The following is a 15,476-nucleotide window of genomic DNA, read 5'->3' as shown; positions in this document are numbered from 1 at the left end:
CCCTCAATGCGCGAGCGCCGGTTCGCGGCGCAACTTGTCGCCCGCCGGATTGACCGCCTCGCGGAGGAAGCCGAAGCCAGTGCGCCGATCAAGGCGAAACAGGGTGTTGGTGACGTAGACGTCGTCACGCACGCCGACCACCTCCACCACTTCGCTGACGCAGCGGCGCCCGTCGGGCATGCGCGTCAGTTGAATCACCACATCCAGCGCGGCGCAGATCATCTGGCGCAAGGTGCGTTCGGCGATGGTGCGCCCGGTCAGGCCGACCAGGGTTTCCAGACGCAGCAAGGCATCCTGGGCATTGTTGGCGTGCACGGTGCTCATCGAGCCGTCGTGGCCGGTGTTCATCGCGGTGAGTACGTCGACCACTTCGACGCCGCGAATCTCGCCGAGGATGATCCGGTCGGGGCGCATGCGCAGGGCGTTGCGAATCAGGTCGCTGGCCTTCACCTCGCCGTGGCCTTCGGCGTTCGGCGGGCGGGTTTCCAGACGCACGACGTGGGGATGGCCGAGCTGCAATTCGGCGACGTCTTCGATGGTCACAAGCCGTTCGTGAGGATTGATCAACTGGCTGAGGATGTTCAGCAACGTGGTTTTGCCGGTGCCGGTGCCGCCGCTGATGAGGATGTTGCAGCGCTTGCCCACGGCTTCCTCGATGAAGTCGTAGATCGCCTGATCGATGGTTTGCATCGCCATCAGGTCGGTGCTCTTGAGCATGTCTTTGCGAAATTTCCGGATCGACAGACACGGCCCGTCGAGGGCAATCGGCGGGATGATCGCGTTGACCCGACTGCCATCCGGCAGGCGCGCATCGACCATCGGCGACGACTCGTCGAGGCGCCGTCCCAGCGGCGCCAGAATGCGTTGCATGACCCGCTCGACATGATGCGCATCGATAAAGCGCAAGTCGCTGAGGTGCAGCACGCCATCGCGTTCGATGAACACCCGGTGCGGGCCGTTGACCAGAATCTCGGTCACCGCGTTGTCGCGCAGCAGCACTTCCAACGGGCCGAAACCGGTCAGCTCATCGACGATTTCTTCGGCCAGACGCTCCATTTCATAACGAGAAATCGCCAGGTGCAGGCGCGCGATGTATTCGGCGACCTTGTCGATGACAAATTGCGACAGCACCTGCCGAGAGCCCTCCAGCAGGTTTTTCCCGGACTCTTCGATGGCGTCGATGATGTAGCGGTGCAGCACCAGTTTCAGGCCATCGTGATCGGTGTTGCCGGAGGCATGGCGCTGCGGCCCGCCGAACAGTTGTTCGCCGTTCATGAGGTGCCTCGCAAGCGGTTGAACCAGTTGGCCTTGGGTTTGGCCAGGCCTTCGGAGCGTTTCGCCAAGCGTTCGCCAAGGGTGCGCAGGCTTTGGCTGATGGCCTCACGCGGGGCCAGTTCGAAGAGGGTCACGCCTTGGTTTTTTGCGTTGAGACGGATCTCCGGGCTGAACGCGAGTACCGCAATCACCTCCAGGCCGAAGGTCTTGCCGAGGGTCTCGGAATCCGGCGCAACGTTGCGCAGGTAGCGATCCACCAGCAGCCGGCCGTGGTCGAGTTTCATGCCTTTTTCACGCCACAGATTGAGCACGGCGAGGTTGCGCCGGCAGTCGAGCACATTCTGGTCGGTGTACCACAACAGCTTGTCGCAATGGCTAACAAAAGTGCGCAACGCCTCACTGTCGGGCTGGCCGGTGAGGTTGACGACGATGTGCTGGAAGTGTTGGCGCAGGGCACTGAGCAACATGTACAACTCGGCGGCGCTGGTGCGCTCCAGCGGTTCGTCGCCAGGCGCGTAGGCGAGAATGCGCAGGCCGGCCTCGGCACTGGTGAAGGCGCTGTCGATCAGGGTCGCATCGAGCCGCCGCAAGTGGCGCAGCGCATCGCCAAAATGGAACGAACTCTCAAGCCCGAGCAAGGCCAGGCTGTCACCGCGCGGCAAACCCAGATCGAGCAACAGGGTTTGCTGGCCGCTCTTCTGCACCACCAGCGCCATGTGGTTGGCGAGCAGCGCGCCGTCGGCGTTGCTTTGCACGCCGTAGAGCACGGTCAAGCCACCGAGCTGGGCGTTCGGCGTCACGGCTGGCAGGCGTTTGCTCAGGCGCCGCACCAGCCCGGCGACTTCGCTGGAGCGTGAACCGTAGGCGACAAAATCCCGCGCCCCGGCACGCATCGCGTTGAGCACCAACTGATTGTCCATGCCGTCACCGAGGGCGACGATGGCGAGCATCGGTTTGGCTTCCAGCACGCCTTCGATCAAGGCGCTCTGGGCCACCAGATGATCGCGATCGAGCCCGACGAAGACCAGGCTGGCGAAGGTCACGTCGACCAGCGCCAGCAACTCGTCAAGGCTGCCGCCCCCGGCGCTGACCACTTGCCCGAGCGGCGCCAGCGCACCTTGCAACCACTCAAGATCGGTGTCGTTGCGGGTGATGGCGAGGAAGGTCTGACTGAGGCTCTGGCTCATTGCGATAACCCGCTGCGTTTATCGAAGTTGCCGTTTTCGAGGAAGTACAGGCGATACCAGTTCGGGTCGTAGTTGCGCAGTTTTTCACCCGGCAGCGAAGGCAACGGTGCGTTGACGGCCAGCGGTTGAACCAGATGCGGGGTGACGATCATCAGCAGCTCGCGCTCCTCTCGGTTGATCGAGGAGTTACGGAAAAATGCACCGAGTACCGGAATGTCGCCCAACCCGGGAAACTTGTTCACCTGGGAGGCGTTTTGCGTGCTGATCAAACCGCTGATGACAAAGCTTTCGCCATCGGCCAGCGAGATGCTGGTGTCGGTGCGGCGAATGGTGAAGGCCGGCACTTTGGTGCCGCCGATGGTCACGCCGTTGTTGTAATCCAGCTCGCTGACTTCGGGTGCCACTTTCAGGGCGATGCGGTCACTACTGACCACCGTCGGCGTCAGGGTCAGGCGGATGCCGAATTCCTTGTATTCGATGGAGTAACTGTTGCTGTTGGCGCTGGGCACCGGGATCGGGATTTCACCGCCGGCGAGGAAACTTGCGCTCTGCCCGCTCAACGCCACCAGACTCGGGCGCGCCAGGGTGTAGGCGAATCCGCTGCCTTCCAGTGCGTTGACGATGCCGAGGAATTTGCTGCTGCCGCCGCCCCAGACGATGTTGAACATGTCGTTGGCCAGCGGGATGCTCGGCACCGCGATGCGCGGGTCGATATTGTTCAGCGGCACGACGCCGGGCGTGACCCCGGTGTTGGGCACCGTGCCCGGTCCACCGAAGAGGAAATTGTTCGAGCCTTTGCCGTAGATCGAGGTGCCGGCCTCTTTGAGTTTGGTGCGGCTGACTTCAACGAAGCGAATGTCGGTCTGCACTTGCGAGGGCAGATTCGGGTCGTCGGAGGCCGGCAATGAGACCGCCTTCATCGCCGCACTCGCCTTGCCTTGTACGAACACCATGCTCTGGCGCGGGGCACTGGCACACGCGCTCCAGATCATCAGTGTGGTGGCGCCGGGCGCGACGCCGGTGAGCAGGATGCCCTGATCGCCGGTCACGCGCACGTCGGCGATTTTCGGATCGCCCACCGCCACCCGGGTGATTGCCACGGGAGATTGCAACGCCTGTTGCAGGCCTTCGCCGACTTCCAGTGTCGCCGGCAACGGACCGAGGGCGGCGCAGTTGCTCGCGGCGGCAACGGCCGTGCCGATCGAGGCGACGCTCAGCAGCGAGGCGCGGAACAAGCCGTTGAACAGGGGCGTAAAGCGTGTGCGCATGTAAAGGCGTCCTTGCTCGAATCAGGGAGTGGGTTGAGCGTTTTCGGCACCGCGAATGACTTCCACGGTGGGTTTGCGCGCCGTCGGTTGCCCGGCCACCGCGAGTGGTTTTGGCGGTGCTGCCAGGGACAACTGGCTGAACTCGAGCAGGTCGCGGCGCGGCGTGTCGAGACGGGTGGCGACATCGCTTTCGCCAGCCCAGTATTTCGCCAGTTGTTGCTCATCGGCGCTGCGCACTGCCAAGCGCAACACCCCGGCGCCGGAGGCCAGCATCAAGCGGTTGAGCAACGGCTCAGGCACGGCCAGCACCACGCTGCGTGCGGCCATGCGTTGCTGTTCCTGTTTCAATCGTTCGTCGTCACTGCGCGCGGGGCTGCTTGGCTGGCCGTCGTTGGTCAGGCCGCTCTGGCTGCCGACCACGAGCACTCGCACCGCCGGAACCACCAGTTGCGCCGAGGCCTGTGGATTGCTTTCGTCCTTGCGCAGAAACAGCAGCACATCGACGTAATCGCCGGGCGCCAATTGCCCGCCGACATTGATCACTTCATCCACCGCCACGGCCAGTGCGCGCTCACCGGGACGAATCATCCGTGCCAGTTGGCTACCGGGTTCGAAGCTTTCTTCATTCAACCAGCTGCCGGCACTCAAGGGCCGCCACGGCGTGCGGCCGATCACTTGATCGACGTTGCCCAGACTGCCGGCGGGGGCAGTGCGCAGTTTTTCCACGGCAACGTCAGCCGCGGTGATTTTCACGAAAGGGGCGATGTCGCGCAGCAGCACAACGACGGGTTGGCGTGTGGGGTCTTCCACGGGTTCGGCCTTGGCGGCGGGCGGTACGACCGGCACCACGGCAGGTGCAGCGACCGGTTCGGCCACTGATGGCCGGCTCAATGTCAGCCCCCAATATCCGGCAATGATGGCGCCCACCAGAAACAACCCGGCCAGACCCAAAGTGACGCGACTGTTCATGACGGCTCTCCCTTTCCCGCTGCGCTTTGTCTCTCTTGCAGTGACCCGTGACGTTCAACGAGATAACTTCGCAATCAGGCAGCTATGAACAAGTAACTATTTCGCTATTTGACGGTAGCGCAGCCCGAACAAAACGCCATTACGAAGGCGGAAATATCCAACGAAAGTAGAGGCCTGAAGCGCCAAATGTCGTTTTATGCCGTGAATCGGCCCCCTACTACTTTAGGGTTAATCCGTTCTTACAGTTGTAGGCTCGAGAAATGCCGACAATGCTGATGCTGGCACAGGGAAATCATGTTGCGAACGCGCAACACCTGGCGTGCTCAAGGAGAATTCTCATGTCGTATTCCCTCATTGTTCAAAAGATCAAATCCACGACCACATTTTTCAAAGGTCTGACCAAAGACACTGAAGGCGCGTCCGCCATCGAGTACGCGTTGGTGGTCGGTCTGGTGGCGCTGGTGATTGCCGCGTTCGGTTCGGGCATCGGCACGCGTGTCACCGCGATTCTGACCCAGATCCAGACCGCGCTCGGCGGATAACTTGTCAATGCAGCCATTGGGTTCTACCGTCAGCACTCAGTCCATTGCAGGTGTTGCCTATGAACTCCTCACACACTCCACGCCAGCAGTTGCTCCTCGTCGACGATGAGGAGGACGCACTGCTGGAGCTTGCGGAGTTGCTGGAGGGCGAAGGCTTCACCTGTCACACCGCGACGTCGGTAAAACTCGCCCTGCACCATCTGACCCGCCATCCCGATATCGCCTTGGTGATCACCGATCTGCGCATGCCGGAAGAAAGCGGCATGTCGCTGATCAAGCGCCTGCGTGAGCACACCTCGCGCCAGCATCTGCCGGTGATCGTCACCTCCGGGCACGCGGACATGGAGGACGTCAGCGACATGCTGCGCTTGCAGGTGCTGGATCTGTTCCGTAAGCCGATCTATCACGTGCGCTTGCTGGAAACCCTGGACAATCTGTTTCCCAAACCCAAGGTCAGCAGCGTTCGCGGGGTATGACCCCGTTGAGTGCGGGGGTCAGTTGAAGTCAGTGCGCGGTCACCCGTTGCCGTCCCGAGTTGCCGGGTGATAAGGCCAGGGCCAATTGGGTGCGGTTATGCATGTGCGTCAGACGCAGCACTTGCGAGACATAGAGTTTTACCGTGTTCTCGGTAATGCCCAATTCACAGGCGATCTGATAGTTGGTCTGGCCCTTGCCAACCAACCTTGCGACGTCGAGCTGACGTGGCGACAACTGATTGAAAATCGCCGGTATCTCCACGCCTTCCAGCTCAGCCGACGTGTCGTCACTTGCAGGCGCGGGGCCACGGCGAACTTTGTCGAGGTCCTGGTAGAGATCGTCGATCGACTCGGAGAGGTATTGCAGCTTCTGATTCAGATGGCCCAATTGCAGGGTTTTCTGCCGTTCCTGCAATGCCACTTCCTGGCGTTGCAGACCTTCGAGCAGTTCGTCCAGATCAATCGGTTTCTGGTAGTAGTCGGCGATCCCGGCGCGCAAGGCTTTGATCACGTCCTGTTTGTCGGCGCGACCGGTGAGCATGATGGCTTCGAACACGCGATGCTTGCCCGCCAGCCGTTGCAGTTCCTGCACCAGTTGAATGCCGTCCATGTCCGGCATATGCAGGTCACACAGGACCAGGCCGATGGCGGGATCTTCGACGAATTGTTCGATCGCCTGCTTGCTCGATTCGCAAGGCACGCAACGGTAGCCGCTGCTTTCGATGAATTCGCAGAGTTCCTCGACAATCAGCGGCTGATCGTCGACCACCAGCACCTTTATCGCAGACGTAAGCTTGTTCACTTGCCACTCCATGCCCAGGCCAAAGGCTGACCGTTCCTGTACTGACAGCGCGAAGCTGTACAACGTTGATTTGAAAGTAGACGCACTTTCCGACTATGTACATAGCAGTAGTGGCATGCGGCGACTAATGGATCCAAAGCAAAGTCAGCACTGTTCCGATCAGCACGAACGGTGCAAATGGCAGCTTTTTTGACTTGTCTGGCCCTAGATATCGAAGACGTTCTCTAAGCCCTTGACTCATATGCAGCCAGAGTTTTGGCACCAGCAGGATCCACAGGGCGCTGGACAGCGCTGCACCGATGAACGCGCCGAGCAGCAGCGTACCGTCCGTCGCAAGCGCCAAGGCTGTCATTAATTTCACATCGCCGGCGCCAAAACGTTTCAGGATATAACCAGGAATAGAAAGCACCACGGCCAGCAGCACTGCCCAGCCTGCTTGCGCCATGTCGGCGCCGAGCCAGGTGTGACCGGTGATCAACAAGTATCCCAGCGCCAGCCCGCCCACCCCCAGGGTCAGGCCATTGCCGATATGCCGCTGGCGGGCATCCTGCGCCGCACAAAGTGTCAGCCAGATCAGTAGGACAAAGCTGTGCATGCGGTAAAAAACGTCCGTTTTGGCCGAATGATTCTATGCTGATATTACGTAGTGATTGTCAGGGTAGACGCACTCATGAAATCCGGCCTCCCCCGCAAGCAAAAAGGCGCTGTCGCCATCGAATTCGCCTTGGTGTTCATCGTTTTTTTTGCCGTGTTTTATGGTCTGGTCAGCTACAGCCTGCCGCTGTTGCTGATGCAGTCGTTCAATGAATCGACGGCCGAAGCCGTGCGCCGCAGCGTGGCACTTGATCCGGCCACCGCCAATTACCCCGCCGCCGTCACGGCCACTGCCAGATCCGAGCTGACCCGGCAATTGGCGTGGCTGCCCGGCGCCTTGAACTTCAACGCCGCCTCGGACAGCACCATCACCTATACCGGCGGCGTGCTGACCGTGACCATCAACTATCCCACCAGCAAATTGAATCAGGCACTGCCGTTTCTGGTGTTGCCGGGCATCGGTTCGGTACCGCGCCTGCCCGCGACGCTACGCGCCTCGTCGAGCCTGCAATTTTGAGTTCCGGTGACAAGCTGTTCGGTCGCCTGCTCAATCGACACCCCGAAACGGTCCAGCCGCTGGACAACCCTGTGGTGCCGAGCGTCGGCCTGCAACTGCATCTGGATGGCGATGGCCAGGTCCTTCATCTGAGCGGGCCGCTGCGCCATGTACTCGCGCAGCGGATGTCCACCAGCCATCCCGCGCCGTTGCTGGAGTATGTGTTGCCACACAGCAGCCTCGCGCTGGAGGGGCGACCAGCCGATTGGCAAGGCCAGTTGCTCGACCTGGATTTTTTCAGCCTCGCCGGTCCGCCGCTGCATTTACGCGGCTGGGTGCAGGCGCAAGGTGACGGCTGGCTGCTGCAGTTGCTCGACATCGGCGACCTGCTCGGCGAACGCCGGCAGACCCGCAGTCGCGAGCAATGCCAGTTGTTGGCCACGCAGGTTCGCGATCAGTTGCGCCTGGGCAGCCTCGCCCGCTTGCCCGAGGTACTGGGCGAACAGTTGCAACGCCTGAGTCAGCATTTACACATCCCTTGTCTGGCGGTGGCACTGCTCGATGAGCAAGGCCAGGGCTGGCAGGTTCATCAGCATTACGCCGCGTTGCAGGCACCGCAGATATGGCGTGATCAGCAGCGTCTGGGCACTGGCCTCGACAGTCTCAACGGCGCCTTGCCGCAACGTTTGCTGGCCAGCGAACAACCGCGCCTGAGCGCGCTGTTCGGCCCGCACGCAGGTTTCGCCGTGCCCTACCGCGATGCGCAGGGCGTCGCGGCGTGGTTGCTCTGCGCCAGTTATAACGCGCAGCAACAGGCACCGGATCTGAACGATCACGACTGGCTGTTGGTGGCCGCTGCCGTGGCCGCGCCGTTACTGGAGCGCCTGCGCGAGCATCGCCATCACCAACAACTGGAACGCCTTGACGTGCTGCAAGCGCTGCTCGGCACCGGTTGGTGGGAGGTCAGCAGCGACAGCGCCGAAGTCCAACTGGCCCCGGCGCTGGCCGCCAGCCTGGGTTTGTCAGCGGAACGGCTACCGATTCAGGACTGGTTCACTCAGGTGCATCCCGCCGACCGCGATGAGCTGCGCAGCCATCTGCAAGCCTTGCAGGACGAAGGCACGCCACTGGAATTGTGTGTGCGCCTGCAATCCAGCGATCGGCCGTTGCCTTTGTGGTATCGCTTGCAGGGTCGCTCGCTGGGCATCGGTGCCGAGCGCCGGTTGGTGGGCTTCATGCTCGACATCAGCGACATCAAGAATCAGCAGCAACAGGCTGCCGCCGCTCACGCGCGGCTGGACAATCTGATCGCCAGTGCCCCTGCCGTGATCTATGTGCAGCGCTATGTCGAAGGCGCGCTGCAACCGACGTTTTTCAGCGCCAGCCTGCAACCGTTGCTCGGCTGGAATCTCGCTGATTGCGACAACGGGCGGCTGGTCGAACACGTCTATCCCGAAGACCGCCCGCGCTATTTCGAACGCACACGCCAGTTGCTGCGCGAAGGTTCGGTGAGCACGCGCTATCGCGTGCTCGACCGTCAGGGCAATGCGCACTGGCTGCTCGACGAAGCCAAGCTGCTGCGTGACGATCTCGGCCTGCCCGTAGAAGCGGTGGGATTGTGGCTGGACGTCACCGAAGCGACCCTCGCCGCCGAACAGGTCAAGGCCAGCGAAGAGCGTTACCGGATTCTGGTGGAAGACTCGCCGGCGATGATTTGCCGCTACCGCCCGGACCTGACACTGACCTTCGGCAACCGGCCGTTGGCGACGTATCTGGAATGCCTGCCCGAGCAATTGCCCGGCGTGAATCTGGGCGGCTGGATGTCCGACGAACAGCGCGAAGCCTTCATCCAGCGCCTGGCGCAATTGACCCCGGAACAGCCGGTGAGCAGCGCCGAAATCAATTTGCGCCTGCCCGGTCGCGAGCACGCGTGGTGGGTCTGGTCGGATCGTGGAGTGTTTGATGAGCAAGGTCGCCTGATCGAGGTGCAAGCGGTGGGACGCGACAACACCGAGGTGCGGCGCTCCCAGCAGCAGCTGACGCAAAGCGCAAAAATGGCCACCCTCGGCGAAATGGCCACCGGTCTCGCTCACGAAATCAACCAGCCGCTGAACGTGATGCGCATGGCCATCGTCAATGTGCTCAAGCGTCTGGGCAACGGCGATGTGCAGATCGACTATTTGACCGACAAGCTCAATCGCATCGACGCGCAAGTGCAACGGGCGGCACGGGTGGTGGATCACATGCGCGTGTTCGGCCGCCGCTCGGAAATCGAACAGCATCCGTTCAACCCCCTCGATGCCATTGAAGGCACGCTGTCGCTGCTGTCGGAAGGCTTGCGTGGCAAAGGTGTCGAGTTGCGGGTCAACGAGGCGGAGTTTCAGGTTCAGGTGCGCGGCTATGTCGATCAACTCGAACAAGTGCTGATCAATCTGATGGTCAATGCGCGCGATGCCTTGCTCGGCAAGCGCGAGGCGGATCGCGACTTCCAGCCGTGGATCGCCGTGCGTGCCGAGTGCGATGAGCACGTGGTGCGGTTGTGGGTCGAGGACAACGGCGGCGGCATTGATCCGCGTCTGCTGGAGCGCATTTTCGAGCCATTCTTCACCACCAAACCGGTTGGCGTCGGCACCGGTCTGGGCTTGTCGGTGAGTTACGGCATCATCGACAACATGGGCGGACGCCTGAGTGTGCGCAATGGCGACGAAGGTGCTCAGTTCTGTATCGAGCTGCCGATCGCGCTCAACGATTAAATCACCAGGGTCGGCTGGCCGGGCGGTCGACAACTGAGGTTGGCGCCGACATCGACCTTGTTCAGAGTGATGCCAAGGTTGGCGAGCAAACTGTCGAGGATCGGGTCAAGCACCGGGCTGAGCAAGTTGTCGATGACCACGCCCAGCGTGTTGTTGACGCCAGCCAGGACATCCGCAGTGGTGGTGAGCAAACCGCCCAGCAGGCTCGAACCGGTGGGTTTGTAGGCTTGCACCTGAACCCCGCTCAACGTGCCTTTCAGGCTATTGACCACGCCTTGTGTACCGAAGCTGTAGTTCAGCGGCGGTTGCTTGATTTCCGGTGGCTGATTGTAGGTGTGGATGTTCTGGGTACTGGCCACCGAGGTGTCCACCATCACGCCGAGACCGCCACCGTAAAACGGCTTGCGCGAGTTGGGATCGCAAGTGGCCGAGCCCAGGCCCAGCAGTGGAATGGTGCAGGTGATGACGCCGACATCGATCAACGCCAGCGGCTGCACCGTGACGTCTGCCGAGGATGAAAACGCATTGGTCGCGTCGATCTTGCCGACCTTGAGTTTGACCAGTGAGGAGTTGGTCTGGGTGGTCAGGCTTTTGGTCGCATCGCTCAAGCAGTTGTAATCGGTGACATGGCTGTCGGCGGCCGAAGCTTCCAGGAGAATGTCGATGCTCGACGTCGGCAGAATCTTCAGGTCCGTGCGCTGACAGGTGCCACCGAGCGTGCAAAACAACGAGTTCAGCGTACCGGCAATGTTCAGGTGCAACAGGTTGTTCAGTGTGTCCGTCAATCCGCCCACCAGCGGCGTACTGACGATGGCGCTGGCCAGCCCGGCGACGCCAGACAGCACCGGCAGGTTCAGCGAGATCAACGTGCGCACCTGCGCGGTTTTCACGTAAATCCGGTTGGCACCCATGGGGTCGGCCTTGGCCAGCATCGGGTTGCCCACGGCCGACAATTGCGGCGGCTGAATGACTTTGACTTTGACCGAGCCGTTGACCAGCCCCGGAATGCTCAACGGCACCGTCGCGCTCAGCGCGTTCTGACTGTTGGCCACCTGCACGACGGCCTCAAGCAACTGGAACACTTGCAGATTGGCATTGAGCGCGGCAGACGTGGCACCGGTCTGCAACTGCAGTAATTTGCCCAGCGCCACTTCGGTGCTGCCGACCACGGCCTTCAACCCGAGCAGGCCGTTGACCGCGACACTGGTAGTGGTGCCACCCTTGGTCAGCACGGTGATGGCGGTATCGATCAGTTGGCCGATCTGGATGTTCTTGCTCAACAGTTGGGTGTAGTTGCCGGCATCCACATTGACATCGAGCGCCAGTTGATTGAGGTAACTGAGCAGGTTGATATTGGCGTCCAGCAACCCCTGCCAGCCAGCAACGCTGAGGTTGAGGCTGCCACCAAGCATGCCCCCCCATACCGAGTTGAGGAGCGCAGACTTGCTCGCATCGACGGTGGCCAGCGTAGTGCCGATGGTCAATTGCGCCTGTGGCGGCAGAATCGAGGAGGCGCCGACGGCGGTAGCGCCGAGGCGAGTGGTCGGCGAGACGCTGCCCGGGGTAAACAGCCCGTACAACGCCGCAGCCACACTGCTGGGCACGACCCGGGTGGCGACCACACTGATGGCTTCTTTCTTGCTGGCATCGGCGGCGAAGGCGCGCAGGTTGTTGGCACCGGTTTGAACGGTGCCGCAGGTCACGACAAGAGTCGCCCCCTGGCCCACGGTAAAACCGTTGCGCGCCGCACTGGCGGTGGCGTAAGCGTTGGCGCTGGCACCTGACAGGCAATCGCCACCGCGCGAGACCGCCTCCAGCGCGGCGACATCGACCACCCGCTGCAAGCGGCGTTGCTCCATGTACAAACGGCCGCTGTCGACCACCAGGACCATGCACACCAAGGCCAGGCCCAGGGTCAGCGCCGCCATCAGACCGATCGCCCCGCGCTGCCGGGCCGGGCCGTTGAATTGCGAACGAGGCGACATCGCGCACTCCTTTGCCGGCGCACTGCCGAGCGCTACCTCCATTGGTGGATTTGAGTGTAGACGGCGCTGGATAAGACTGCTGGCAACAAGCCAGTCCCTTGGCAATGGAATGCTGACTTTGGGCAACCAATGAACCTGTGGGAGCGGGCTTGCCCGCGATAACGGTGGGTCAGACACATCAGTGCTGTATGTGCCGCCGTCATCGCGGGCAAGCCCGCTCCCACAGGGTTCGAATTGATGTTAAGGGCAGTTAACGCGGTGGGTAGTTGGAGAGGATGCGGGCGACTGTCTCGCGAATGGCATTGCTGCGATCCTCCGGATTCGGCTTGCTGGCCAGCATCTGCTCATCGCTGCCGCGCCACACCAGTTTGCCGTCCTTGCCGTCGAGCAGGTCAATCTGGATGGTCGCGACCTTGTAGGTGATATTGCGCGTTTCGTTGTACATCGGCGCGCCCCAGTAGCCGTTCCACGGGCCACCCCAACCGCCACCGTAGTTGGTCGTCACTTGCTGCTGACGATCCTCGACGATCAGGTAGGTCTGCACGCTCAAATCACCTTTGCCGCCCGCGGCGGCAGGGCGCAAGCCACGCTGATCGAGTTGATCGCTGACGGCCTGGCGGATGCGCTGTTCGGTCAGGTCGCTCTTGATCCGTGGATCGTCGGGGCGATATTGCAGAGCGGGGTCTTTCCAGCTCCAGCTGCGATAGGCGGCAAAGTCGCGGCTGGCATCAAAGTCATGGTTGACCTGGTTGGCGGCGCAGGCACTGAGCAGCGCGGCCATGGCCAGTAAAGCGAGACGGCGGAACATGGTTGTTCTCCACTTGAAGACATGAACCTGCAGGAGCTTCCCGACAGCCGGAAGCTAACTGGGAGGATACGCCGACATGGCCTTTTCGACAGCCTCGCGAATCGCATCGGTGCGATCGATCTGGCTGCCCTTGTTCGCGGTTTCGGCGCTGGCACTCCACACCGGTTGCCCGGTGCCAGCGTCGAACAGATCGACCCGCACCACCACTACCTGCTCCTGATACGTGCGCACGACCGGCACGCTGTTGTACATGCCGTAACCGCGACCGTAACGATCATAGCCGCCGTACCCGCCGTAGCCGTAATCGTCCTGGACCTGACGCAAGCGGGTTTCCAGACGCAGGTTGGCTGTGACGAACAGGTCTGCCGGGCGATTGTCGTGCAGAGGACGCAAGCCGCGTTGATCCAGCGCATTGCTCACCGCTTCGGCCACTTGCGCCGAATCCGCCCAGGCCGTGCCCGGCGGCAACTGCCCGTTGAGCCAGGCCCAACTGCGGTAACGCCCATAATCGCGCGGTGGCGCCGGGTAAGCGCTGCGATCAAAGGTGTTGGACGCTTGCGGTGGCGCTGGCGGCAGGGGCTGCGACTGCGCGACGTAGGGGTTGCTGCCCTGGCAGGCGGCCAACCCCAGACAGATCAGCAATAACCCCGCTTGTGCTTTCATTTCGCGCTCCGATCAGATCGGCCGGCAGATCCAGTGCAAGTAACGCCCAAGCCCGGCGAAGCCTGGGTGACGACGGTGAGCGAGCTCCATCTCGAGTAAATCCACGAGTTCGGCGCGGGCCTGGAATTCCACCGGCATGTAGTCGTGGAAAACCCGTATCCCGCTCTGGCTTTCGACCTGCCACAGGCCGTCGAGTTGCGTTGCCAGTTCCCTCGGATCGAGAGGTTGCTGCGGAGTCAGGCTCTGCTTTTCGCCGGCCATGTCGTTCTTGCGCATCTTCTTGAAATGGCCCTTGAGCAGATTTCGATAAATCAGCGCATCGCGGTTGTAGAACGCCAGCGACAACCAGCCACCGGGCTTGGTCAGTTGGTGCAACACCGGCAGGATCGCGTGGGGTTCGGCCAGCCATTCCAGCACCGCATGGCAGATCACCAGGTCATACGGTTCGGTGAGTTGCCCGAAGAGTTCCTGCCACGGCGCCTGAATGAACGTCGCGGTCTGCCCCGCCTCGGCGAAGCGCTGGCGGGCGCCTTCGAGCATCGGCTCGGCCGGCTCGGTAAAGGTCACGTCATGCCCGCGTTCGGCCAGCCACAGCGACATGTGGCCCAGACCTCCGCCGATATCGAGTACGCGCAACGGACGATCCGGCAGCGCTTCGGCGAGGTCAGCCTGCAACACCGCGAGGCGAATCGCGCCTTTGGCGCCGCCGTAGATTTTTTCGGCGAAGCGGGTCGCCAACTGATCGAAATGCCGGTCGCTCATCAGCTGAACCGCCGTTCGCTGTCGGCGAGCTTGCTGCGCACCACTTCATTCATGTCCAGCCCCAACTCGCTGCACAGCAGCAACAGATACAGGACGATATCGCCGACTTCCTGCCCGGCGTGGGCGAGTTTGTCTGCCGGCAACTGGCGCGACTGGTCTTCCGTCAGCCATTGGAAGATCTCCACCAGTTCGGACATCTCGACGCTGGCGGCCATGGCGAGGTTTTTCGGGCTGTGAAATTGCCGCCAGTCATTGCGGTCGCGAATGGCGTGCAGGCGTTCGGTCAGTTCAACAAGGTTCATCGGGCTCTCCTGAAGGCGTATAGCTTCGGGGGGATGTCCACCAAAGGCAAGCAGCGCAGGTGATCTAGTGTGGGAGCGAGCCTGCTCGCGAATGCGCTGTGTCATCAACCATTGATGTCACTGACACAACGCCTTCGCAAGCAGGCTCGCTCCCACAGAGATTGAGTAAACCCACTATCATGCAGGGAACTCGGCCACCTGCGTTGTGGCCCAAGGCTCAGCTCTTTCATCAGGATGCACACATGCAGGTAGAAAGCTTTTTCGAATGGCTCGGCCAGGCGCTCGGTTCGGTCATCCGCTTTATCGTTGATGGCCTCAGTGGCCTGTTCAACATTCTGAGCAATGCCGGTGGCAACTTTGTCGACGGGCTGGCCAAGACGCTGGGGATGGACACGTCGATCATCAGCATCATCGCGCTGATCGTCGGGTTGATGCTGCTGTGGTCGGCGATTCGCGCGTTCATGAATGCGTCGATCATTGCCGGGATTATCTGGTTGCTGCTGGGGTTGTGGTTGCTGAGCTGGATTATTCATTAACACCACCGCCCCCCTGTGGGAGCGAGCCTGCTCGCGAATGGCCGGCACCCCCGAGATC

Annotated in this window: 16 protein-coding genes; 5 read left to right on the top strand and 11 right to left on the bottom strand. The window is 61.7% G+C overall.

All coding sequences use genetic code 11. From position 1 onward, the window contains the following. Positions 1 to 3: 3 nt before the first annotated feature. Genes AC3WMT_RS27020 through cpaB form a run of 4 tightly spaced genes read right to left on the bottom strand, consistent with a single transcriptional unit; the run spans position 4 to position 4,699 of the window. Entirely contained in the window at positions 4 to 1,275 is a 1,272-nt protein-coding gene (locus AC3WMT_RS27020; protein WP_103306293.1) for a TadA family conjugal transfer-associated ATPase, read from the bottom strand. After that, the gene (locus tag AC3WMT_RS27015; protein WP_103306294.1) at positions 1,272 to 2,462 is read right to left on the bottom strand and encodes a CpaE/TadZ family protein; all 1,191 of its coding nucleotides are present in this window, start codon (positions 2,460 to 2,462) and stop codon (positions 1,272 to 1,274) included. The genes AC3WMT_RS27020 and AC3WMT_RS27015 overlap by 4 nt, the downstream gene beginning before the upstream one ends. Next, the gene (locus AC3WMT_RS27010) at positions 2,459 to 3,730 is read right to left on the bottom strand and encodes a type II and III secretion system protein family protein (RefSeq protein WP_103306295.1); all 1,272 of its coding nucleotides are present in this window, start codon (positions 3,728 to 3,730) and stop codon (positions 2,459 to 2,461) included. The genes AC3WMT_RS27015 and AC3WMT_RS27010 overlap by 4 nt, the downstream gene beginning before the upstream one ends. 21 nt (positions 3,731 to 3,751) lie before the next feature. Then, the gene (gene cpaB / locus AC3WMT_RS27005) at positions 3,752 to 4,699 is read right to left on the bottom strand and encodes a Flp pilus assembly protein CpaB (RefSeq protein WP_103306296.1); all 948 of its coding nucleotides are present in this window, start codon (positions 4,697 to 4,699) and stop codon (positions 3,752 to 3,754) included. 338 nt (positions 4,700 to 5,037) lie between these two features. Between cpaB and AC3WMT_RS27000 the strand changes: the two genes are divergently transcribed. Together AC3WMT_RS27000 and AC3WMT_RS26995 are read left to right on the top strand one after the other, a co-directional pair. Continuing rightward, positions 5,038 to 5,241, top strand: coding sequence for a Flp family type IVb pilin (locus AC3WMT_RS27000; RefSeq protein ID WP_103306297.1), 204 nt, complete (start codon positions 5,038 to 5,040; stop codon positions 5,239 to 5,241). Positions 5,242 to 5,300: 59 nt separating this feature from the next. After that, entirely contained in the window at positions 5,301 to 5,717 is a 417-nt protein-coding gene (locus AC3WMT_RS26995; protein ID WP_103306298.1) for a response regulator, read from the top strand. A 28-nt stretch (positions 5,718 to 5,745) separates the two neighbouring features. Here AC3WMT_RS26995 and AC3WMT_RS26990 read toward each other — a convergent pair whose 3' ends face one another. Further along, positions 5,746 to 6,519, bottom strand: coding sequence for a response regulator transcription factor (locus AC3WMT_RS26990; RefSeq protein ID WP_103306307.1), 774 nt, complete (start codon positions 6,517 to 6,519; stop codon positions 5,746 to 5,748). A 124-nt stretch (positions 6,520 to 6,643) separates the two neighbouring features. Next, positions 6,644 to 7,114 (bottom strand): prepilin peptidase, encoded by a 471-nt coding sequence (locus AC3WMT_RS26985; protein WP_103306299.1) that lies wholly within the window; start codon positions 7,112 to 7,114, stop codon positions 6,644 to 6,646. A gap of 75 nt (positions 7,115 to 7,189) precedes the next feature. Between AC3WMT_RS26985 and AC3WMT_RS26980 the strand changes: the two genes are divergently transcribed. After that, positions 7,190 to 7,630, top strand: coding sequence for a TadE/TadG family type IV pilus assembly protein (locus AC3WMT_RS26980; RefSeq protein WP_103306300.1), 441 nt, complete (start codon positions 7,190 to 7,192; stop codon positions 7,628 to 7,630). Beyond that, positions 7,627 to 10,362 carry a PAS domain-containing sensor histidine kinase gene (locus AC3WMT_RS26975; RefSeq protein ID WP_103306301.1) on the top strand — a complete coding sequence of 912 codons (2,736 nt, stop codon included), beginning with the start codon at positions 7,627 to 7,629 and terminating at the stop codon, positions 10,360 to 10,362. The genes AC3WMT_RS26980 and AC3WMT_RS26975 overlap by 4 nt, the downstream gene beginning before the upstream one ends. On the opposite strand, the gene AC3WMT_RS26970 is transcribed toward AC3WMT_RS26975, so the two are convergent. From AC3WMT_RS26970 to AC3WMT_RS26950, 5 genes are all read right to left on the bottom strand, one after another. Beyond that, entirely contained in the window at positions 10,359 to 12,347 is a 1,989-nt protein-coding gene (locus tag AC3WMT_RS26970; protein WP_103306302.1) for a pilus assembly protein TadG-related protein, read from the bottom strand. The genes AC3WMT_RS26975 and AC3WMT_RS26970 overlap by 4 nt on opposite strands. Before the next feature lie 250 nt (positions 12,348 to 12,597). Beyond that, entirely contained in the window at positions 12,598 to 13,155 is a 558-nt protein-coding gene (locus tag AC3WMT_RS26965; RefSeq protein WP_103306303.1) for a DUF4136 domain-containing protein, read from the bottom strand. A gap of 54 nt (positions 13,156 to 13,209) precedes the next feature. Beyond that, complete coding sequence (locus AC3WMT_RS26960; protein WP_103306304.1) at positions 13,210 to 13,818, bottom strand: DUF4136 domain-containing protein; 609 nt, start codon at positions 13,816 to 13,818, stop codon at positions 13,210 to 13,212. 12 nt (positions 13,819 to 13,830) lie between these two features. After that, positions 13,831 to 14,580, bottom strand: a complete 750-nt coding sequence (locus AC3WMT_RS26955; protein ID WP_103306305.1) for a methyltransferase — start codon at positions 14,578 to 14,580, stop codon at positions 13,831 to 13,833. Beyond that, positions 14,580 to 14,882: a MazG-like family protein gene (locus AC3WMT_RS26950; protein WP_007951009.1), complete on the bottom strand. Its 303-nt coding sequence runs from the start codon at positions 14,880 to 14,882 to the stop codon at positions 14,580 to 14,582. The genes AC3WMT_RS26955 and AC3WMT_RS26950 overlap by 1 nt, the downstream gene beginning before the upstream one ends. A 242-nt stretch (positions 14,883 to 15,124) precedes the next feature. On the opposite strand from AC3WMT_RS26950, the gene AC3WMT_RS26945 reads away from it, so the two are divergent. Continuing rightward, the gene (locus tag AC3WMT_RS26945) at positions 15,125 to 15,418 is read left to right on the top strand and encodes a hypothetical protein (RefSeq protein ID WP_007914623.1); all 294 of its coding nucleotides are present in this window, start codon (positions 15,125 to 15,127) and stop codon (positions 15,416 to 15,418) included. The last annotated feature ends 58 nt before the right edge of the window (positions 15,419 to 15,476 follow it).

This window comes from Pseudomonas sp. FW305-7 (assembly GCF_058786735.1).
The sequence above is the reverse complement of the archived record's forward strand: the minus strand, read 5'-3'. Positions and strand labels throughout refer to the sequence as shown.